Here is a 21791-nt window from a genome sequence, read left to right as displayed (position 1 = left end):
AGCTCCTATTCTACCAACTAAGTGGTCTCCAAGCTGAAGAAGAACATCGCCTGATCGGCTGCGCACTCTCGTTAACTAATTTCTAGGATTGGGTGCAAATCACAGAAAATGGTGAAGAGACAACATTATAAACCTTTTTGGGTGGGTTATCTCTAGGATAACGTGAAAAGATAAAGGTTAAATTCTTTATCTTTTTTTATTTGTATACATGAAAGCGAATCTGAACAAAGGGGACAATAATGTGCTATATAATTGTACAGTTTGCAAAAAGAGACAGCGATTACGATATTGAAAAGTAAGATTACAAGTTAATTGATAGTACTAAGATGGAATATAAGCTAGAAGCTAAGTTAGAAAGAGCTAATTTCATCGAGGAAGATAAAGATTGGAAAAACATGTGCGTTTATTGTTTCACGACAACATAGTAATATTTTGGCGCTATATTACCATTAGAGGTACATATTCTAACAGAATGATAGGAAAAAGTTAGTGGGTAAAGAAGGAAAAACAGAAGGAAGTGGCGTAATAAACAATGAGAACAAAAAGAATATTGGAAGGGGTTTTATCGAATGAAAACAAAGCTACCAGAGAAGATTGCGCAAGAATTATCACTGCCAGTAATATCTGCACCAATGTTTTTAGTCTCAAGTCCTAACTTAGTCATTGAAAGCTGTAAATCGGGAATTATCGGTTCTTTTCCAACGTTAAATGCACGTTCAGAAGCTATTTTAGAAGAATGGATGGAGACCATTACCAATGAATTAATTGCGGCTAAAGAAGAGGATCCGACAAGGAAGGTGGCACCATGGGCCGTTAACCTCATCGTTCACCGCTCCAATAAACGATATCAAGCGGACCTTGAGCTTGTAAAAAAATATGAGCCTCCAGTTGTGATTACTTCACTTGGTAATCCTGCAGAAGTGGTGGAAGTCGTTCATGAATACGGTGGCTTAGTGTTTTCCGATGTAGCGACGATTGCACATGCGAAAAAAGCGGCGACAACTGGTGTCGATGGACTCATCCTCGTGTGCTCAGGGGCAGGCGGCCATGCAGGCGAAATTAACAGCTTTGCATTTGCAGGTGCGGTAAAAGAATTTTGGGATGGAATCACGATTTTAGCTGGTGGAATTTCGAACGGACGTGATATATTGGCGACGCAAGCTTTAGGAGTCGATTTAGCCTTTATTGGAACGAAATTTATTTCCGCAAAAGAGAGCTTTGCACCAGAAGAATACAAGCAAATGCTGATTGATTCAACCTTAGAGGATTTAATTTACACTGATGCCTTCACAGGTGTGAAAGCAAATTATTTAAAAAGTAGTATTGTAAAAGCTGGAATTGACCTTAAAGGCCTTCAAAGTAAGGAAAATGTTGATTTGTCTGTTATTAATCAATCCGGTACAAAGGCATGGAAGGACATTTGGTCTGCAGGACAAGGTGTCAATCAAATCGAAAAAATTCAAACCGTAGCAGAGATCGTTGAAGATTTACAACGAGCTTATAAGGCGGCTCATGAAAGCGTTTCCGCTGTTTTGTTATAGAACCATTCAATAACCAGAAACTTATTAGAGCATAGGCGATAAAACCATTCACAAGTTAGTAAGTGGGTTTGGTTTTGGACCACACATCACCAAAAAACAGTTATAATTGACCTTTAATTAGGTTTGAGGTTTACAAGGAGCTTGGATAATCAAGCTCTTTTTGTTATGAATTAAATGAGCTCTTTTTCAAGAAACATAAGTTAGTTTAACGGAGAAAACGTAGTATTTTTTGGTATTTCCCCCTTTTTGGATAGTAAGTTTTTTGCTTAATTAATAAATAGTTTTCATTAAAGATAATTCTGTACTTCTAATAGTCTTATTTAAGACTCTCTGTATGCTGGCAAGGTAATTTTTTTGAAGAAGAAATGGATTTTTATGTTAATCTTATAATGAGAGTTTAAAATTGTTAATTCAAGACTGAATATCTTAAAGAGTGAATTTCCATTCAGGGAATGGAGTGATACAGATGTGCCCTAACAAACAAGAGAAAAATCAAAAGTTCAGAAAAGCATAAGGCTTGTACAGAAAGAAGAGACGTAACAGAAGTTGAAGAATATAAGTTTGGAACATTTGTGACCATAGTCGGAGCTACTTTTTTATTTAGTTCTTCTTCTTTTTTATAATGGTTGTTGTTTAATATGGGTGTCTCAGAACCAGAAATACTCAGGAGATCAACTATTCCGGAAACTTACAGATTAATGGAAAAGGTTTTTCGGAGATAATGGAACCATCTTTTATTGTTCAAACGTAAATATATTGAATTAGGAGGGATTTTATGAAAAAAACGTTTGTGTTTCTTACCGTATTGTTCCTAACAGCTTGTGCGAACTTTGGGGCTTTCAGCAGTCTCGAAGACTTTGATAACTCAAGTTTAAAAGAAGAACTTAAAGGGATGGCATTTCAGCCTAAATTACCAACCATAACTCCATTTAAAGTGACTGATACACAAGTGATTTATGATGAAAACCAGGATAATTTAATGGTAATTGATTTTATGAGTTTAGATGAAAGCGACAATAGAGTCAACAACAGAATGAGCTTGGAGGCTTTTAATGGAGGAAATATTGAAGAAAGAAATATGAGGAGAGAAGAAGTAGAGATAGGAGAGATTACTGGGCGATATAAGGTTAACGATGCAGAAGCTATGATATTAGAATGGGATAAAGACGGTATATATTATAGCCTCATATTCTATGGTAAACAATCTGAAAAAGAAGTTACAAAAGAAGAATTGATCAAGACTGCTGAATCCTTTGAATAAATATGAGGTTAAGCAATCGGAATTTATATAAGGAATCGAATGATTGAAATAAGAGTCTTCTAGCTGCTTTTAAAGAACATATTGATTTCATAACGTTTCTATAAGAATGGACTTGATGAATTAATACATAAATACTTCAAGTCTCTGAATGTATTGGAGATAACTTCCAAGGAGATACATTCGATAAAAAATTATGATGGATGCAGATGTAATAATAAATGAGGAATTGGATAAGAAATTGCACCTTTTAACATTTCAACTGTAGAGAAAACTGCCTAAAACCAAAAAGGACTGACTCTGAATCGGTCTTTTTGTATGGAGAAATATATTGTGATCCAGGTAGATGAACTAGTAGATTTTTATCCGTTATTTCGTTGTTTGCACCACTAAAATAAACCTCTCCCACGTTAATAGGAGAGGTTTTTCATGTACTGAAAAATGATTAAGAAGCCTTTTTCCTTCTATTTAATAATGAAATTCAAATTGTGCAGATACAGGCTTGTGATCGGATAATTTATTGCCATTACGATCTAAAAAGTCCTCATGAGGAACAGCGTACTCTGTAATATCTATTGTAACATCATCCCCACTTCGGTATAAAATCTTGTCTATTCGTCCACCAGATACACCAACAGCTGGAATTTCCCCGTTGTTATGCCATTCTGCCCATGCATCAGAGAATCCGACCTCTGCAAATTGACGAACACCATCAACATCCTTCCAATGACTGTTGAAATCCCCCGTTACGATGACAGCTTGACCTTTGGACCATTGGTCTATTCTCGATAAGACTTGCAAAAAGTTCTTTTTTCGAACGTTAAAGTCTTTATCGTTGCTACCAGCGTCTGCATGTAAATTATAAACATCAATAAACACACCGTCGGCCACTTCATGCCTAGCAAATGAAAATCCTTTTGGCGTTAGGCAGTCGGAGCCGGCAGAAAAGATACCATAACAGTCATCCCAATCCTCGCGTTTAAAATTAGAAAATGGGAAAATAGACATTCTGTTTAATCCGTCTCCAAAAGCCATTACCCCAGAATGAGAAGATAGGTACTCATGATTCACCTTTGAAATAAGGTCTTTATGATAGTTAAAATCCTCCTGTACGAGAACAAGGTCATAATGATTTAATCTTGGACTTATTTGTTCGGTATTCACAGCTGGGTTAGAAGAGGAAATGGGATCCCATAAACCGGCCACATTATAGGTTAATAATGAAAATGAACCAGTAGTACTAGCTGCTTTTGCGCCAATGGAATCAACAGAAAATAAAGTGAAACTTAGTAATAGAATAGTTAGTAAACGAATACATCTTGTTTTCATCAACTACACGTCTCCTTTTTATTAGAATATTAAGAAAATTATTAGTAGACTAATGGTTATGACGATGGAGGAATGGTACTGCTGTATGAATAGCTGAAGCTAGTACTACACTATGTACGTTTTAAAAAGTCAGAGAACAAATCGTTAAATTGGGCAGTTATTGTTGTATAGAAGAAAAATAATTCATAGTAAGACTCACTCTCGATTATTCCGTTATCTTAGTGATTTCATAGCTTCATATTTTAGTACTATTGTATAGAATGGTTCGGCGCCTTCTCACTCTATAAACTAATAGTATGAAAAAGGATCTAGCTAGTAAATAGCGATAAATGTTTAGTATTGTCGTAATACGTAAAGGTTACGCAAAAGAAGGGTTTACATTTTAACTAGAACGTCTTGCAACTAAGACTGATAATGTTGTTATTGTAGGATCACCTTTCTCCTTACGGAAGTTAGGCAGAGCGAAAAACTATCTCGAAAATGCTTCCCAAGGAGTTTGCCAAGAATTATAGGGAAGTTTTATTCAAACCGATTATCTTTCACATAAATGGTCGGAGCTATCATATTCAGTTTAATCATTGCACTAATCCATTCTATAAATGGTTCGGTGAAACTCAAAATGAATACTCCGATGTAAATAAACCAAGCCAATATAGACTTGAAGGAAGTAAAATAGGGTTTTCAAAATTACAATGCTATCCGATTCAATGGGTTCGCCTGTCGGTACTACTTGGAATCGCACTTTCACTTCCTTCTCTAATTGATCCGTAGCCGAAGAAATTTTTATCCTAAATATGCTAAAATGACTTTAACCATTTTACCAACTTTTTATAACAATTGTCTGCCATATATATATTGCGATAAAGAAGAATTAACACCAGCCCAAAAAATAGGGCTGGCTGATAAGGTTTTTACTATGAAAGATATCATTTATTTACGATAGAGGAGGAACCGTTCTGGATAAAACCAAGGTTATGGCTTATTTTAGTGCAGTGGCTGATGAGTTTCCTGTGGAGGCATTTACAAACACCCTTGTTATTGAGCCAACAAAAACTTATAAAAAGGGAGATGTTATTGAAAGACCTAATAATCCCCATCTTGTATCCACGAAAATCAGATACAGAATAGAAACTAATTGGACTATAAGCACTGGATACCAAGAATCATACGATATAAATAATCAGTTGAACGTAATTCTAAATTCGATTGAAGGGAAAACGGAACAATTAAAACTTCTCAAGGAGAAATACGGTTTAGAGTATTTTTTTATGGTAGTGATTCAAGTTGAGAATAACGAAAAGCCAGCTATGTATTTACGGAAAAACATTATTGATTTTGCTAGTTCAATTCAAGCGGAAATTCATTTTGATTTGTATATATTTAGTTAAAATAAAAACGCTGTTGATGTTGGAAACAACAGCGTTTTCTAATGTGATTATTCGAGTGAATTGCTCTGAGATTTTCTGTAAAAAACAGGATGTGTTTTACCTAGATTGCATCACGAAACGGAAGGAACCCGTTAATAAAAAATCAGGCGCTTTTCTTTTTTGAAAAGCGCCTGAATAGGACATTATCCTATTTATACTCTTATGATTTCGGTTCGACCATTTTTCGAACAATACTTGGGATTAATTTTCGAGGACCAAAACGAACTGATGTAGCCATGATAAAGTTCATTTTCCCAGGAATGATGGTTGTTTTTCCATTCATTAAGCCGTTATAACCAGCTTTCGCTACGGATTTTACATCCATCACTTTTCCAGCTTCGAAATTCTTCGAGTTATCCATATTCGCCGCCGATTGAAAACCAGTTTCGGTTGGACCCGGACAAAGCGCACTGACAGATACCCCTGTACCCTTTACTTCATTCGCAATTGCTTCTGTAAGAGAAAGTACATAGGCTTTTGTTGCGGAATAATTCGCTAAATAGGGACCAGGTTGAAAAGCGGCTGTTGAAGCAACGTTCATTATTTTACCTGATTTACGTTCAACCATCTTCGGTAAAAATAGTTTAGTTAAGTAGGTAAGAGCCGTTATATTGACTTGAACCATTTCCATTTCTTTCACTAAATCTGTTTCGGCAAACAAACCGAAATTTCCAAACCCAGCATTGTTTACGAGACCATCAATAGTCATTCCTTCACTTTGACAATAATCGAAGATTTCTTGAGGCGCTTGTGGATTTGTTAAGTCCTTCGGTAAAACTTTTGCCTCGATAGAATAGGTAGAAGCTAATGTATTGGCTAATTCCGTCAGTTTTTGTTCATTTCGAGCAACGAGTAGTAGATTATGACGATCCTTGGCAAATAAGTGGGCTAGTTCATAGCCAATTCCTCCAGAAGCCCCTGTTATAAGTATAAATTTTTTATCCAATCTTTATCATCACCTTTTCAATTTTTTAAATGAAACTAGTCGAATTATTCGTTTAGAAAAATAGTCTAGAATTCAATCGACTTAAAATCAGCTAAGTTGAGTATGTATGAACGTTATCCTAATTGTATGATAAATGATACTAAGAAGGCAATCATTACATATTCTAATTGCTTTATAAGAAATGAAATAAGAGTAAATCGATCATTAGATCGTCATAGTAAGAAATAACTGTTATAATTAGGATAATAAAGTAAATTATAGAAGAATAGTACTAGGTTTATAGGAGTTGTAGATGAGTTTTATTGTTATTGTCTATCGAATGACAATGAATTGAGCTTGTTAGATAGATAAGGAGAAGAGAACAAACTGGTTTAGAAGGAAACGAAGCCATTAATTTTCAAACAGGGCTCTTTACTATACAATGCTGAACAGGTAAGGGCAATGAAAGGAGATGAAAGTTACTTGATCACGAAAAAGGAAAAGAATCATATAGAAATAAATAGAAGGTTCTTCGGCATATTTTTTATTTTATTTATGTTATCTCTCCTTTTGGCGAGTTTTTTGCCTCATGAAAAGTTCAATGGAGTCAATACGCTTTTTCTATTTAATATTCCACTTGAAAATCAAGATGGTGTCAATGGAATAGGCGTAGCCTCCTTATGTCTATTATTCCTTAGTCTTTTCTTCTTGCTAAAATCATTAAATCAATATAAAGGTAGAACAATTATTCTTGTTCTTATTGTGTTTATGCTATTACCGGATTATCTCTTTCAGACATATCAAAAGACTATCGCAAGGGGGGTTGATGCGGTTTCATACAAGATAGAACGGAGCCGCTGTACATTCGAAGAAGCAAAGGAAGCGACTTTGTTTGCAAAATGCGAACTTCCGTTTGAAAACTATAGTGATGAACCCGTTTCATTCGAGGTGTTATTTTATGAAACGTATCCTTATGAAGATGAGGTGAAAACAGTGTCTTTACTTAATAAAGATGCTCCCTATGAAGTCACTTTAAAACCAAATGAAGATAAAACCGCTATGATTGAAACGTACATCAATGTATTAGAAGAGGGAGAAGAGATGGTCAATGGTTCTCATAATATAGTGAATATTATCATTAGGTCTGAAACAAAAGTAAGAGAATTATAGAAGAACAAGCTCATGAATTAGGATGAAAGTAAGTCCTATAAAATATGAGAGGTAATGTGAAAATGGAAATGGTTAATCACAATAATAGAATTTCGTTCATGAAGAAGGCGGTGCTGATTGGTACATTCGTCGGCATAACGGTTGTAACAATGATTAGTGATGGAGTGTATTGGTTATTTTATGATCTGGATCAATTACCACAAGGTGAATTCCTGACAGAAAAAATATCCCCAGGCGGGAAGTATACATTAAAGGCATATGTCACAAATGTAGGTGCGACAACGTCGCATGCTGTTCGAGGGGAATTAATCCTTCATGAAGAAGATGATGTAACAAAGAATATATATTGGAATGACCGAGAGGATACAGCAACAAGCAACTGGACGGATGCAGATACAGTCAACATTAATGGGTATTCGATTGATGTCCCAAATGCACAATATGATTATAGAAGAGAATAATGATTTTTGGACTTGAATAGTCGGAATTCATGTGGAAGTCTAGCAATTAAAGGATGACATGGAGGGATTATGATGGAATACAAGTTTACTAAGATGACACAGCAAGAAGCAGAAGAGATTGCGTACGAATGGCATTATGAAGGGGAGTATTCTTTTTATGATATGGAAGCAGATCAAGAGGATTTAGCTGAATTTTTAGACCCTGTAGCAAGAGGAGATTCCTTGTTTGCGGTTACAAGCGAAACGGGATTAATAGGTTTCTTTAGTGTAAATAAGACTGACACAACCACTGTGGATATCGGACTGGGAATGCATCCAAATCTGACAGGGAAAGGGAATGGGTTGGAGTTCATTAATTCAGGGCTAGAGTTTGTACAATCAACCTTGGCACCAAAAACTATCACGTTATCAGTCGCTACTTTCAATCAAAGAGCGATAAAAGTCTATCAAAAGGTCGGCTTTGTAGAAGAGAAAACGTTTTTGCAAGAAACAAATGGTAGTACATTTGAGTTTTTGAAAATGACCTATTATTGCGAGGCCTAGTTGGTCTATTGGTCTACTTTAACTCCAATTATTCATTATCGTACGCTTAGAGAGAATATCTCTAGGCGTTTTTGGTTTGCCATTCTAATATTATAACTGTTTAAGATGCTCACTTTGTTTCTGTGTGAGTTTAGCTTCATAGCAAAACCTTGTAGTTAATTTTTCCAAATATATAGTTCTATCAACTTAATTTACTGTTAATTCTGAAAATTGTTGTTTTTTCCCACTTCTTCCTGTACAATTTGAACAAAAAGAGAGTAGAAAGAGGAGAATAGGATGAGGAAATTCGTCACGGCTATTTTACTAATGAGTAGTTTGTTGTGGTTTAACAGTACATTAACCTATGCAAAGGATGAGAACTTAAGACTAAATATTGTTGATGAGGCCACAAAAAGAGGGGACTTAAAGTCAGCAAAAGCGTATGCTCAAGTGTATGAAAATGATACTCAAGTTGGGGTTCAATATTCCTTTTTTTACCCGTATAACGGAGTAATGGATGGAGCATTTGGTCAAGGGGCTCATGAAGGCGATTGGGAAAAAATAAGAGTGATTGCCAATAAAGAAACTGAAGAAATTGAAACGATATACTTTGCTGCTCATTCAAATGAAGGAAAGTGGTATGAGGATCCGTTTACTTATAGTGAAAATATTAAAAGCTACGAACGTAGCGATTACGATACAGGGCAAAAACCATCAGTAACTGTAACGAATGACGGGATGATTGTTGAAGTTCATGAGAATGAACTAACGGGCGGGAACCTTTATTATAATTTAGGAAGAATAGTAGGGAACGAGGTTGAGTGGCTTCGTACCGGAGCAAAATATGATACAGGGCAAAATCCATCTGTTACGGTAACGGATGATGGGAAAATTATTGAAGTACATGAAAACGAAGTAACAGGTGGAAGTCTTTATTATAATATTGGAACGATTGAAGGGAATCGAATTAACTGGACTGCAAATGGTACCTATTATGATTCAGGACAAGAACCAACTGTTTCATTTATAGGAGATGATACCATTGTTGAAATCCATGAGAATGAAGTTACTGGAGGAAATCTTTACTATAGTCTAGGGGAAGTAAACGGCAACAAAATAAATTGGATGATTAAAGGGAAGAAATATGATACTGGAAACAATCCGTCTGTTACGGCTACAAACGGTACGATCATTGAAATGCATGAAAGCTCTGGAAACCTCTATTACAATATTGGGGCATTAAATGGAGAAAGAATTGATTGGACTTCAAATGGGACATTTTATGATACGGGGAATGAACCTGATATTACGATGACAAGTAATGGGAAAATTTTTGAAATCCATGAAGGTGGAGACAAGCTTTACTATAATATTGGTCAGTGGAATGGTCAGACGATTCAATGGTCGAAATGGAATGGATCGAAAGCAGTCGGCACACCTCTAGACTTTGGCCAGCAAGCTTCCGTACAATTCATGAATACGAATGATGTCATTCTTGTGAATGAATCTGATGGTAGTAATGAGATGAATGTTCGCAAAGTAGACTTAATGGATGAATTTAGACCTGTAGGTTTTTCTGCGAAGATTTCACATGCTAGCTACCCGAAAGTAAATTCTTATTCCCGATTCCCGCTGCCAAGTGATGTAACAGACAGAGGTCCGATATGGGATATAGAAAATAATTTTGTATTAATCGGCAGTGATTATGAAACAAATCCACTATATAGATGGGTTGCATTTGATGGTTTGTGGGGAAATACGTTTGAGGACGATCTAATTGGGACGAAGAGCCCAGGGTTCGGCATCGGAAGTAAATGGTTCAAAGATAAAACAGGTAGTTCAGTAGCAAATGATATGGTTGTATCTGATTATCAATTTGCAGGCTATTATGCACAAACCTTTGCGCCAATTATGTATATGCATACTGAAGACATTGACCACCCATCGACTGTTGAATGGTTTTTAGATAGAGTTCAATTATTATATAATAATGAAGTGTTGTTAGATGTAGGTGAAGTAAACCCAATTTCATTAGTAGAGACGGAAAAGCAATAGGGAATAGGTTCTACTAAACTTTGCTTCGCCAAACAGGGGCACTTGTCAACATAATAAATATAAACTCAAAACAATTTGTAGATTTAAAATAAAGTCACGATGTTTATAAAAAAGATACGACGTTTTACCCTTTGGATATAGATCCAAAGGGATTTTTATAATTAGAGATAGAAATTCTGAATGATAATATAGTTATTCAAGAAAAGGGCCAGATTGTTGAAGATTTGAATTCGAGATAATAAAAAGATCATACTGTCAGTTGAGATAGAAGATCGCTATTTAGGGCGGTTTTTTTGTTGTGAATATGAAAATACTGTTATTTTCATTTACTCTAGTTATTTCATGATGTAATATTATGCTATACGATATATCGCTTAACATAATAACTTTATATATGAAGGAAAGGAAGTAGACAATGGCATATAATGGAGGACCAATGACAGAAGCCATGTATTATGTACTATTAGCGTTAATGCGTCCTAACCATGGGTATCAGCTTATGCATGCAATTACAGAAGTATCAAATCAAAGGATAAAAATGGGACCGGGGACACTATACGGAGTACTCTCACGAATGCAAAAAGATGGTCTTATATCACTAGCAAAAGATGATGGCAGAAGGAAGACCTATCAAATAACACCAGAAGGGGAACAGGCTTTACGTATAGAGTATGGTCGATTGAAAGCCTTGATAAAAGATAGTAGCATTTTAGAGGAAGGTGATGAGGATGAATAAAACTGTCCATAAACTTCGGCCCAGTGATTATTGGCGAATTGGCGAGCATGAAAGTTGGTTTGCAGACATGGCTGCAAAAGGGTTGCATCTAAAAAAAATGGGGATATATTTTGCAAAGTTTGATAAAGTGGAACCTAAGAAAATGAAGTATAGAATAGATGTATCTATAAAGAAGAAGGTTACACCAGAACAAATAAAGATGTATGAGGATTATGGTTGGGATTATGTAACAAGCTATAGTTTTTTTCATGTATTTTCATCACCTGAAGAACTCGATGCACCTGAGCTTCATACAGATCCTGGCGAGCAGTCTTATACAATAAATGAACTGGACAAGAAATTAACTTTAAATGCTGTTATTGTAATAGTCGCTGCGGTTTTAATTATTGGTATGTTTTCTGCTTCTTGGTTTCTTAGTAAGACACCAACTTTAGTTATGGTGGAAGGTGGGGCTATTCAACAAATAATTTTAGTAATCTTCTTAGGATACTTAGCCTATAATTCGATTCAAGCATCCATTTCTATTCGTGCTTTACGAAGAAATCTTATTGAAGGCAAACAGATTGACCATCATGCTCCATGGAAGAAGCACCATCGATTACACTCTACCATCACTTTTCTTTTTACAATCGTCGTTGGATTGAGTGCTATTATACCGTTCGTTCAGATTCTAAAGATGGATATGAAAACGTTGCCCGAAACAAACCTTGACTTACCGTTTGTCAGGTTAGCAGATGTAGAAGACAATCCAGCATTGGTTAGAGGGGAACCTTTCTATGTGAGTGACAATATTGATTGGAGCAACCGGTATACGTATGATTGGAGTCCATTGGCACCCGTGCAATATGAAACAAATGAACAGGGTGTGGTTCCTGGGGAAATATGGGAAGATGGAAGTGGTGAATATTCACCTTCTATTCATACACAAGTTTATCAGCTAAATATACCAGCCCTAACGGATAATCTGATTTCTGATTTAATTGAAAGATATAGATATGAAGATAGTAAAGAAGGTTTTATAGAAACAGAACATCCAGAATTGGATCTTTTGATTGTTCATGAGGAAAAGGAAATGAAGGAATTGCTTGCTTCTAAAGGAAAAAACGTCATCCATGTTAGGTATCATGGCTATGCTGATATAAATTCAGTATTAGAAAACTTAGTGGAGAAGATTAATTTAATTTCGGAATAATGCTTAAGGTTTATACATAACTGGTTAGTTATTCCATAAATAGGGCTTTTCTGTAATAGGGAAGTCCCTTTCTCATGAAAAAAGACCAGCTTGTTGAGCAGCTTGTGAATTGATATGCTATTTTTATACAAGAAAAAATTCAATTAAAGAATGGGTTTTAAAAATACGATGTTAGCTGTAGTGTTAAATAATGTAATAATTATGGAAAGTAGCTGTTTTTATCCAAAAAAGTAAGAAATATAATTATAGGTTAAGGGGATTATTGATGAAAAGGGAAAATGAAATTAAGGTTAATTGGTGCCCTGTATGTAATCAAGGCTGGGTCGAAATAAAGATGGATATAGGCGAAAAAAAAATGATTCTAGTTTGTGATGAATGTGACTCAACATGGGATACACCAGAAAAAATGTCTTTAAATGATACTAACGATTATCGACCTATTGAGAAAACAAGAAACCCAACTCCTAAAGAGATAAGAGATTTAGGCTGGGAAAAATATATAATCAAAGATATCAATGATTTTATGCGTACTTTTCCTATCGATAGCTAGTCCGTTACTTAAGAGTAATTATCTTGAATTCAAGTCTTTGGCAATCGGGCGCACTTATTGAATAAATAGTTCATGTAAAGGTGACGTTTTTCTTCTAACGGGTGGGGTATCCACAAAAAGTGGAATAAAGATATTTCTGGATAGGAGTGAATGTTAATGAGTGATTTCTATAGAAATAAAACTTTAAATGAATTGGAAGGTTCATTAGAGGAACAAGAATTTAATTCTAGCCTGACAAAAAGATGCTCAGATTTAAGAAATAAAAAGCTCAAGGATTTTGATGCTGGTGATATAAGAGTAATGATAAGTCAAAAAATGAGTTTAAGTTATATGATTCCAATAGCAATCGACATGCTTGCAATTAACCCTTTTGTTGAAGGGGATTTTTATACTGCAGACCTACTTGTACAAGTTCTGCAAGTTGATAACGAATTCTGGGAAAAGAATGAATTTTTGTATTATGAATTTAATGAAGTTATAGTAGATGTAAAATCAACACTTGAATTACTTTTACCAGTTGTTATGAAGTTTGACTCAACAAAATAAAGGCTCTTATTTAACTTAAGGGAGCAATATTGAATAAATTTATTTTCCTGTTTTGTAGAATTATCTTGAATTCGAGTCTTCAGTTATAGACCAGCTATAAATAGTCAAGTATTAACTTAAAAAAATCTAAGTTGTGATTAGATTTTTAGGCAGGACAAAAAAACCTAAGCCTCTCCACTTTTTAAATAATTAGCGTAGGTCAGTTATTCTCTTCTTTGATAATACGAGGTTGATAGGGTTTTTCATCTCTTAGAATCGCAAAAATAATATGTGTTAGTTTTCTAGCAACAGCACCAACTGCGGTACCATGAGCTTTTCCTCGATCTCGTAATTTTTGGTAGTAGAGCGAAAGTGCAGGGGCATGAAAACTAGCGCCAAATGCAGCTTGCCATATAGCTCTTCTAAGGTAAGGAGAACCACGCTTTGATAGCTTTGTATTAGAACCGGTAAAATCACCTGATTGATGAACGGAAGCATCCAGTCCAGCAAAGGCCAAAAGTTGTCCAGGTCGTTCAAAACGACTAATCGAACCTATTTCACCTAGTATAACAGCAGCTGTTACATCACTTATTCCCGAAATCGTCGTGAGAAAATGTTCTTGCCGATTGGAGAGTTCAATCATCATTGTCTCTATTTCAATTAGCTGCTTTTCAAACAAACTAATCTGTTCAAATAACAGGTGAATTTGCATTTTAAACACGTCTGAATTAATCGAAATACCAAAGCTATTTTGTGCGCTATCCTTCAATAGTTCTGCTTTATTTCTTGCCCTCCATCGACCATAACGACCTTTACTAACTCAGTAGAGTAACTCAGCGAGTTGGTCTGTATCAATGAGTAATAAACCCTCTGGTAAAGGATATTTTAAAAGAATTTCAGTAGAAGATGCGCCAAAAACATCAGAGAATATCTCTTCGTATTCAGGAAATACCTGATCTAGTAACGCAATTATTTTCCTTTTAACATCTGAAGTTTGATCAACTAGAGTATATCGTAGAGGTTCTAATTTTCTAAGTTGAAGTAAGTCTTCCTCAACATACGGTGTTTCGTCGGGGGAATCAATTCGAATCACTTGAGCAATAAGATAAGCATCCTATAAATCTGTTTTAGTCTTACGCATATTAAAATTACGTAAGGCACCTGACTGCATCGGATTGAACGCAGTAATTTTAAATTCAAGCTTGTGTAGGATAGAGAAGACTGAAAGCCAATAATGTCCTGTGGCTTCCATACCACAAGTAAAATTATCAGGTGTAATTTCGTGATCGTTTAAATAATCAAGTAGTTTTTCGCTTCCTGATTTCGAGGACGTAAAGCCTTACCTACAGGATTCCCTTTATCATTTATTAACTCAACTTCGTGATGACGTTTACCAATATCAATTCCAAGAAAAAACATAATACAGTACCATCTAAATAATTGTCATCAGATGGAAGAGTCCTCTTTTACTTTATGGATATCCAACCTCGTTCAATATACGACAACAATGTGTCATCCAGCTCATTCGAATAGTTCTATAAAGAAAGAGGTGTCAGTCTATAACACGAAGACATAGCTTCAAGGGCGCGAGCGACAACCTCTATCTGAATAAGACCATTATATCTTGAAAAGAGAATAATGATCTAAAACCAGAATAAATCTGGTTATTAATAATATACGAGGGCGCAATTATCTAATATAACGTCCTTTTTGACTCGAAATTGATTGTAAGAACTGAGTGTGTCTGAAATAATTGGTATGAAGTTAATGAACAGGTTAGTGAAAGAAAAAATATAGTATTCTAAACTATCTATTCTGTAAAATAGATATCATAATAGTTGAAATAGGAGTGATTTAGTTGAATATTAATTCAATTGAGTTGTTAGACATCAACAATTCGATTATAGATAAATTTAAACAGACTATTATCTCTACTCATGTTAATGGTGGGATAATCATTAAATGTTTTAAAATAAATAATAAAAACTTGCTATCTCCGTATTTGTGTGAAGAACACGAAAGATATTTCAATAATTTTTTTACATCTAAAGACATTAAACAAGCAATTCCAGAGTTAAAAATAGAAGATGAATTAGTTTGTAAAACAGATTTTGAAAGAATAAGTCCATTTTTGTTAGATGGAGACTTTGGAGACACAATATATCATGGTGGGGCTTATGAATCTTTTCCTGGAACACCAAAGGAGGCTAAAAATCTAGGAGAGGAATTATGTCAATTCATCTTTGGCGATAGGATTTTAGATATTCTTCCATATCGTTCCTATAACCCATGGAGTACTTGGTTTTATGATGTCGCTTGGGATTGTACATGGTTTTTAATAGATAAAGAACTAAAACGTATTTGGTTAATTTGTGTAACTGATACTGACTAGAAAAGAATGATTTATAAGTAACGAAGGTTTTAAAATAATGGGGTTTCTCTCGAATTCAAGTCTTCAGCAATTGGGCGCTTTTGGAGTAATTCAAAATTCTAGTTTCTCAATTTTAAAAAGAATTGAAGAGATCTCAAAGTTTTTATAATGACTAGCTATTCAAGGGGGTAGGGGGTTTGGTGGGTTTAGAGAATTTCAAAATGAAAATGAAGCAAGCTACGAAAAAATATGGTTATAGAAAAAATCGGAATTCATTCTGGAAAATTGAAAATGGATTTTATAAGTTGATACATATTCAAAAAAGCAGTTACGGTGATTATTTCTTTATAAACCTTGGTATTCACCCCGTTGGACTACCTAAACTTATTACTAATCAATTAATTATTAAGGAAAGACCACCTGAGTCAGAGTGTCTTTTTCGTAAAAGAATTGAGCAAGTTATCCCTTCATTAACAACATCTTTGAATGCTATGATGTCAGATGGATTAACAACTGAAATTCAAGATGATATTCTTAAGTCTATTCCATATATTGAGGGATGGATGGAACAACATGGTACGCATAGTTTTATAATAGAAAACCAAGATGATACACTAATAAGGTTATTGAATGTTGTTCCAATATTAGGAGAAAAAGCTTATTATATGACAAAATATTTTTCTAACTTGAAGGTAAATAATAGAGAAATAGCTTATACATATCTCCAAAATTATTTGTCGTTAGATATATTTATTGAAAACAAAATTCTTGATTTTAACCAGATTGATTCTTATTTAATTTCTTTATTGAAAGAAGAGTTTCCTTATTAAATAAAAAAAGTATTTCGAATTCAAGTCTTTGGCAAAAGGGCGCTTTTCTGTATAGAGAAGTCCCTTTCTCATGAGAGAGCCATATAACGGAATAGCGATACTAATATACATGCTATAATTGTGAATATTATTGAAATAATGAAGCGATTTAGTAACTTTGAGGTGAAAAATGAAATTACTTTTATTTATTATAACCCTTCAAACAATGACCTTTACGCTTTTCTTCTTTGACTTTTTTATTTTATTTTCATTTCAATTAGTGAATTTTATATGGGGATCATTAATTCTTTTCGGCATTATCTCTGGGTTCATGGGAGTCATAAAGTGTAAGGAAAATTTTAAAATGTTTATAGTATCTATATTGACTGTAATTACTAGTTTAAGCCTATTTTTTTTGATGTTCTTAGTTTCTTTGTCCTCGATGTAAGAGTTGTAAATCACTCAAAGTTTAATTTTGTATGACTTATCTCTATTGCGGAATTAACAAATTATTTGTGATAGAAAAAATATAAGTTATCTCGAATTCAAGTCTTCAGCATAAGGGATATTGAAACCAAAAGGTTTAAGAAGGAGTATACATTTATGACAATTATAATAGACTGTGGAGATATTTATTTAAGAGAATTGAGAATTGAAGATCTCGATGAATATTATGAACTTACTACACAACCTGGGGTTTTAGAATTTTTACCTGATTGGAAATCAACTAAAGAGCAAAGGCTAGATTGGTTAGTAAACTGGGAAATTCCTGCTAATAGAGAGTTCTTACAATCTGTACCTACTATTGACGGTAATAAACTTAAATTAGGGATTATCTTAAAGGAAACTGGTGAGTTTATTGGTTGTTGTGCTACTTTTATGAGGGATCAATTACCATTTCCAAACAGAGAAATTAGTTATCTAATATCAAAGCATTATAGAAACAGAGGATATACAACTAAAGCTGTACACGGATTGATTAACTATTTGTTTGAGAAGACTAACCTTGAAACACTTAATGCCATAGCTTTGACAAACAATGTGAGCTCAAATAAAGTGATAGAAAAAACAGGCTTCACCTATGTTAACACTATTAATATTGAAAATGAACAATATTATCATTATGTCCTTAACAGAAAACAATTTGACAGGTAAGTAATTTAAAAGAAGGTAAGACAACAATTATGGTTCTTAATATGTTACCTTGCCATCTTTTACTCGATAAATAAGCAAATTGACTTTTCACATAGCTGGTAAAAAGGCAAACTTAAAATACCCAAGAAAATAAGACTAAACTTGTTTCTGCTAAAAGAAGATCATATTTTATTCTCACGTATCACTTCTTGACACTATCTCTTCAAAAAAGATTTATTGTACATATTAAAATGTCAGTTCAGGGGGTTATTTTTACCAAAGGGAGAAAGTAAATATAACTATATATTGAGAGGTCGATTATTTATGTACCAGAGATTAAACGAGTTTTTGATATCTTGGGAATTTGAATCTAAAGCTACAAGTAAGCTTCTTGAGAATCTTACCGATAAATCATTGGAACAAGAATTTATTCCACAGCATTGGACTCTTGGACGTATTGCGTGGCATACGGTTACTTCTATTAAAGTGATTAGTTCACAGGCAGGTTTGAAATTTAAAGCTCCTAATGAAGACTGGCTCGTCCCTTCTTCGGCTAAATTTATTGCCGAAAGCTATGTTAAATCTTCAAATCAGTTTGTTGAGGCATTGAAAACTCAATGGACTGATGAGAATCTATTTGAGCTTTGATCAAAAAATGGAAAAGTGAATATTATTATTATTTTTAAATCAACATCAAACTCATCACCGAGGACAAATAACTATTCTTATGAGGCAAGCAGGACTTAGTGTACCGGGAATATACGGGCCTTCAAAAGAAGAATGGGCACATTTGGGTATGGGTGAACCGAGACCATCATTATTTGATAAAATTCAATAGCAAGATATTAGGTTAGTTTGATTTTATTATTCAAAGTAGATACTCCGTAACCGAGGGCTTTTCAGAAATAGAGAAGCCCTCTTCTTTATGAATCTGGTCAGATTGTAGAGTAACGAAAGACACTTATATGCTAAAATTAGGAAAAAATTAATAATGGAAGAGTGACTTGTACTGAACTCATCCAAGACTTTTTGAGAGTGTAAATAATTGTTGGGAAAAATGAAAGCGTAACATACTTAGGGGAAGAAATAATTGATGCTTTAACAGAGGTGGAGCTTATTTTAATTTCATTACATAAAATGGGTTCTTACTTCGGTGAAGAATTTTTGAAAGAAGGAGATGCAAAACATAGAGCTGAATATGAAAGAGAAACAACTCAATTTATAAATGATTGGAAAATAACTAATAGGCTTGCAAAAATTAGAACGATATTAGTAGACAAATTTGATGATGCACTATGAGAAAGTGAAGTGGACGATATTTTAAGGGCTTTGGAAGGTCTGGGATATTGGTCTAAACCAAATGATAAACCGTAAATATTTAATTTATTATTCAAGTAGTGGAGGATTTATTTGAAGACTAAATTATAGGTTATCTCGAATTGAAGTCTTCAAGAAAAGGGCGCGTTTATCGATGAACTGCACCCCAATTGTTAGACACAACTATCAATTGGAGGTGTTTTTTTTTATGGGCAAATTTTCTACTGAAGTAAAAATTAAAGCCGTAAAACAATTTCTTGATGGAAATGACAGCGGTGAAGCTATCGCTCAATCTATAGGGGTGCACCACAGTAATTTTCATCAATGGGTGAAATTGTACAAGGCTTATGGTGAAGGAGCTTTTATTACAAAGTATACAAGTTACTCTGTAGAGTTTAAACTAGACGTACCTACTTATATGAACGAGAATCGGGCGTCTATCAGAGAAACGGCTGCAATTTTTAACATCCCTTCTCCAGAATCACTTAGGCAATGGAAAGTTGCTTAAGAAAAAGGAGGAATTGATGCCCTGTTTTCAAAGAAAGAGGGGCGTCAATCTATGAAAAAACAAGAAAATACGCAAATCAATAATGAAAAGCAGACCGAAGGCTCTTATGAGGCACTTCAACAAGAATTGGAACAATTACGCCTGGAAAATGCTTACCTAAAAAAGTTGAATGCCTTAGTTCAAAACAAGGGAAAATTACCAAACAAGACAAAGCACAAGTAATCTATGAGTTAAGGCATGAATTTCCCGTAAAGAAACTATTATTCATCGCAGAGATTCCTCGTAGTACTTATTATTATTGGGTGAAAGCGATGAATCGTGTACTTTATTAAGGTTGGTGCTTCATCAGATATTCTAGTGCTAGAAATGGGTTTAAATATCTTTTAGGTGCTTCAAAGACGCAGGGAGCGTGAGCGCCATTTGTAATAGAGCAGAAAATAAATATAGCACTAAATATGGAATGTTCTGATAAAATATATAAAAATTATTTGAATTCCCAATAATAATTAGCAGCGGACCAACGATTATACAAATAAAGACGACAATATGAAGGGCCACGCTGAACCTATTCTCAAAGGTTTTTGAAAAGGCTTGAAAAATATTCTCCTTTAAGAATGTTGTAATGACAAACCCCACTATCCAGATTACTAATAATAAAACCCATGAAGAATTCCCCTCTTGCCAAAAATACTTAATTATTGGCTGAGCAAATAAAAAAGAAAGACTAAATAATAAACAATAACCTTGAATGAAAAAATATTTTACTTTTAGTTCCACTAGTTCCACTAGTTCCCCTAGTTTCCAAGCCACCACAATAATGATAATTAGTATGCTAGACACAACACTATTCATTATAAATTGTGGAATATACCATTCTGGGAGAGCACTTGATAAAAATGTAATAAATACAATAATAAAAATTATTTGTAGAATTTCTTTAAAAGAATGATTGTTCTTCTCATCCAAAAATATCACTCCATCTCGATTTCAATTTATCTTCTAGTTTTATTTAATATTATTATTTTTTATAATCCAATCATCATCGGATATTCGCATCCAAACTGGAGATTTAAAGGACTGAGACTCTTTATTGAATTGAAAAGCTACCTCATGGTAGATTTCTTTAGGATATTTCGCTTTTTCAATAAATCGAATATGTCCATGATTATGTTCATACTTCAATGTTACATCGGAGGATAAATATGAATTTATTATTTGAGTAGCAATATGTTCAATATCGTTAGTAATAGCTGATCTTTTAGAATTTTGGCGAGGATTTCATTTTCTAAGTCACGATTATCCCCTATGTGTATTTCTACGTCACATGTATTTACAATTACGAATCTTTCTTCATTATTTATAGTTTTGTTGTCTATTTACTAAATGTAGTTCAACTTACTACTGGAGGTATCTTGCTCCCGCCTCAATATGCCTTTCTAGCAACTACTCAATTAATCTCATTTTATTTTATTGGTGACCTGTTTAGTATGTATCTTACTTATGGTTTAGCTTGTTATTTCTGGATTTCTATAAAATTAACATTTTTCAACTTGATTATGCTTATGCCTCTAAGTATTTATTTGTCTTTATTGTATAAAGTAAAACGAATATCTACAACATTTTTAATTGTATTTATTGTAAGTCTTACTATTGTAACTATTCAATTCACTTTTTCTTATTTAGGAATAATGGACTTGGGTCAATATCTTAGACACCAATAAGTTAACTTTTTATACAGATTGACGGAACTTATCTTCTACTTCCTGAGGTGTCTGAAAGTTTAATTGACTATGAATACGACAACGGTTGTACCATCCTTCAATAAACTGAAACAACGTAATCTTTGCTGATTCGTAATGTAAATAAGTAGTGTGATAGACTTCTTCCTTCTTCAAAATAGCGTGAAAAGATTCAATGCAGGCATTGTCGTATGGACAGCCTTTCCTACTGAAGGATGGTGT

At 34.1% G+C, this 21791-nt stretch carries 20 protein-coding genes and 3 pseudogenes; 16 read left to right on the top strand and 7 right to left on the bottom strand.

All coding sequences use genetic code 11. From position 1 onward, the window contains the following. Positions 1-569: 569 nt before the first annotated feature. A complete protein-coding gene (locus WAK64_RS21855; RefSeq protein WP_336589085.1) occupies positions 570-1541 on the top strand; it encodes an NAD(P)H-dependent flavin oxidoreductase in 972 nt (323 codons plus the stop codon). A 775-nt stretch (positions 1542-2316) separates the two neighbouring features. Then, entirely contained in the window at positions 2317-2802 is a 486-nt protein-coding gene (locus WAK64_RS21850; RefSeq protein ID WP_336589084.1) for a DUF4367 domain-containing protein, read from the top strand. 465 nt (positions 2803-3267) lie between these two features. On the opposite strand, the gene WAK64_RS21845 is transcribed toward WAK64_RS21850, so the two are convergent. Beyond that, positions 3268-4128, bottom strand: a complete 861-nt coding sequence (locus WAK64_RS21845; RefSeq protein WP_419465981.1) for an endonuclease/exonuclease/phosphatase family protein — start codon at positions 4126-4128, stop codon at positions 3268-3270. A 974-nt stretch (positions 4129-5102) separates the two neighbouring features. Here WAK64_RS21845 and WAK64_RS21840 point away from each other — a divergent pair. Then, positions 5103-5516 carry a DUF4279 domain-containing protein gene (locus tag WAK64_RS21840; protein ID WP_336589082.1) on the top strand — a complete coding sequence of 138 codons (414 nt, stop codon included), beginning with the start codon at positions 5103-5105 and terminating at the stop codon, positions 5514-5516. Between the two features lie 199 nt (positions 5517-5715). On the opposite strand, the gene WAK64_RS21835 is transcribed toward WAK64_RS21840, so the two are convergent. After that, positions 5716-6501, bottom strand: a complete 786-nt coding sequence (locus WAK64_RS21835) for an SDR family NAD(P)-dependent oxidoreductase (protein ID WP_336589081.1) — start codon at positions 6499-6501, stop codon at positions 5716-5718. Between the two features lie 462 nt (positions 6502-6963). Between WAK64_RS21835 and WAK64_RS21830 the strand changes: the two genes are divergently transcribed. The 8 genes from WAK64_RS21830 (at position 6964) to WAK64_RS21795 (ending at position 13712) form a co-directional block, all read left to right on the top strand. Beyond that, positions 6964-7650, top strand: coding sequence for a hypothetical protein (locus WAK64_RS21830; RefSeq protein ID WP_336589080.1), 687 nt, complete (start codon positions 6964-6966; stop codon positions 7648-7650). A gap of 62 nt (positions 7651-7712) precedes the next feature. Further along, positions 7713-8111: a DUF5412 family protein gene (locus WAK64_RS21825; RefSeq protein ID WP_336589079.1), complete on the top strand. Its 399-nt coding sequence runs from the start codon at positions 7713-7715 to the stop codon at positions 8109-8111. Positions 8112-8183: 72 nt separating this feature from the next. After that, entirely contained in the window at positions 8184-8654 is a 471-nt protein-coding gene (locus WAK64_RS21820) for a GNAT family N-acetyltransferase (protein ID WP_336589087.1), read from the top strand. A 276-nt stretch (positions 8655-8930) separates the two neighbouring features. Beyond that, on the top strand, positions 8931-10688 hold the full coding sequence (locus WAK64_RS21815) for a hypothetical protein (protein WP_336589078.1): 1758 nt from the start codon (positions 8931-8933) through the stop codon (positions 10686-10688). Positions 10689-11103: 415 nt separating this feature from the next. Continuing rightward, positions 11104-11424, top strand: coding sequence for a PadR family transcriptional regulator (locus tag WAK64_RS21810; protein ID WP_336589077.1), 321 nt, complete (start codon positions 11104-11106; stop codon positions 11422-11424). After that, on the top strand, positions 11417-12616 hold the full coding sequence (locus WAK64_RS21805) for a DUF2812 domain-containing protein (RefSeq protein WP_336589076.1): 1200 nt from the start codon (positions 11417-11419) through the stop codon (positions 12614-12616). The genes WAK64_RS21810 and WAK64_RS21805 overlap by 8 nt, the downstream gene beginning before the upstream one ends. 265 nt (positions 12617-12881) lie before the next feature. Beyond that, positions 12882-13166, top strand: coding sequence for a hypothetical protein (locus WAK64_RS21800; RefSeq protein ID WP_336589075.1), 285 nt, complete (start codon positions 12882-12884; stop codon positions 13164-13166). A 156-nt stretch (positions 13167-13322) separates the two neighbouring features. After that, positions 13323-13712, top strand: a complete 390-nt coding sequence (locus tag WAK64_RS21795; RefSeq protein ID WP_336589074.1) for a contact-dependent growth inhibition system immunity protein — start codon at positions 13323-13325, stop codon at positions 13710-13712. Positions 13713-13911: 199 nt separating this feature from the next. On the opposite strand, the gene WAK64_RS21790 is transcribed toward WAK64_RS21795, so the two are convergent. The 3 genes and pseudogenes from WAK64_RS21790 to WAK64_RS21780 form a co-directional block, all read right to left on the bottom strand. Beyond that, positions 13912-14460 carry a transposase gene (locus WAK64_RS21790; RefSeq protein WP_336589073.1) on the bottom strand — a complete coding sequence of 183 codons (549 nt, stop codon included), beginning with the start codon at positions 14458-14460 and terminating at the stop codon, positions 13912-13914. A gap of 51 nt (positions 14461-14511) precedes the next feature. After that, a pseudogene (locus WAK64_RS21785) lies at positions 14512-14970 on the bottom strand (IS110 family transposase). 11 nt (positions 14971-14981) lie between these two features. Next, on the bottom strand, positions 14982-15110 hold the full coding sequence (locus WAK64_RS21780) for a hypothetical protein (protein ID WP_336589072.1): 129 nt from the start codon (positions 15108-15110) through the stop codon (positions 14982-14984). Positions 15111-15549: 439 nt separating this feature from the next. On the opposite strand from WAK64_RS21780, the gene WAK64_RS21775 reads away from it, so the two are divergent. From WAK64_RS21775 to WAK64_RS21755, 5 genes and pseudogenes are all read left to right on the top strand, one after another. Beyond that, complete coding sequence (locus tag WAK64_RS21775; RefSeq protein ID WP_336589071.1) at positions 15550-16083, top strand: hypothetical protein; 534 nt, start codon at positions 15550-15552, stop codon at positions 16081-16083. Between the two features lie 179 nt (positions 16084-16262). Further along, the gene (locus tag WAK64_RS21770) at positions 16263-16892 is read left to right on the top strand and encodes a DUF4304 domain-containing protein (protein WP_336589086.1); all 630 of its coding nucleotides are present in this window, start codon (positions 16263-16265) and stop codon (positions 16890-16892) included. 582 nt (positions 16893-17474) lie between these two features. Next, positions 17475-18026, top strand: coding sequence for a GNAT family N-acetyltransferase (locus tag WAK64_RS21765; protein ID WP_336589070.1), 552 nt, complete (start codon positions 17475-17477; stop codon positions 18024-18026). Between the two features lie 303 nt (positions 18027-18329). After that, positions 18330-18843: pseudogene (locus WAK64_RS21760) on the top strand (DinB family protein). Positions 18844-19530: 687 nt separating this feature from the next. After that, positions 19531-20150: pseudogene (locus WAK64_RS21755) on the top strand (transposase); the annotation flags it as partial. A 52-nt stretch (positions 20151-20202) separates the two neighbouring features. Here WAK64_RS21755 and WAK64_RS21750 read toward each other — a convergent pair. Next, entirely contained in the window at positions 20203-20796 is a 594-nt protein-coding gene (locus WAK64_RS21750) for a hypothetical protein (RefSeq protein ID WP_336589069.1), read from the bottom strand. Between the two features lie 764 nt (positions 20797-21560). Continuing rightward, a partial coding sequence (locus tag WAK64_RS21745; protein WP_336589068.1) for an integrase core domain-containing protein occupies positions 21561-21791 on the bottom strand: 231 nt, incomplete at its 5' end.

The sequence above is a fragment of the Bacillus spongiae genome (genome assembly GCF_037120725.1).
Taxonomy (GTDB): Bacteria; Bacillota; Bacilli; order Bacillales; family Bacillaceae_K; genus Bacillus_CI; species Bacillus_CI spongiae.
The sequence above is the reverse complement of the archived record's forward strand: the minus strand, read 5'-3'. Positions and strand labels throughout refer to the sequence as shown.